The 400-nt window shown below is 53.2% G+C and carries 3 tRNA genes; all 3 read right to left on the reverse strand.

Annotated features, from left to right (window positions below):
- Nucleotides 1-121: 121 nt before the first annotated feature.
- A tRNA-Ser gene (locus CXF70_RS07395) sits at nucleotides 122-214 on the reverse strand.
- Nucleotides 215-228: 14 nt separating this feature from the next.
- Nucleotides 229-305: transfer RNA gene (locus CXF70_RS07400), tRNA-Ile, on the reverse strand.
- Between the two features lie 8 nt (nucleotides 306-313).
- Nucleotides 314-387: transfer RNA gene (locus CXF70_RS07405), tRNA-Met, on the reverse strand.
- Nucleotides 388-400 lie beyond the last annotated feature (13 nt).

Here is a 400-nt window from a genome sequence, read left to right on the forward strand (position 1 = left end):
GTTGCTTCTCGCTGATGACACCTGCATCGGCTTCGGCTGCTTCGGTGTTACTTCGCCGTCTTCGTACGGCTCGTTGCTCTACCCCGCGATAATAAATAGTAGTCCACTCACTTTTAAAAAATGGAGGAGGAAGAGGGATTCGAACCCCCGCGGGATTTGACTCCCCTGTCGGTTTTCAAGACCGATCCCTTCAGCCAAACTTGGGTATTCCTCCGTGATAATATATGGTGGTGGACCTTGCAGGACTCGAACCTGCGACCGGACGGTTATGAGCCGTCTGCTCTAACCAACTGAGCTAAAGGTCCTAATAAAGTGGCGGCAGAGGGGATCGAACCCCCGACCTCACGGGTATGAACCGTACGCTCTAGCCAGCTGAGCTACGCCGCCTGGATCTTTAATA

The sequence above is a fragment of the Planomicrobium sp. MB-3u-38 genome (genome assembly GCF_002836425.1).
Taxonomy (GTDB): Bacteria; Bacillota; Bacilli; order Bacillales_A; family Planococcaceae; genus Planococcus; species Planococcus okeanokoites.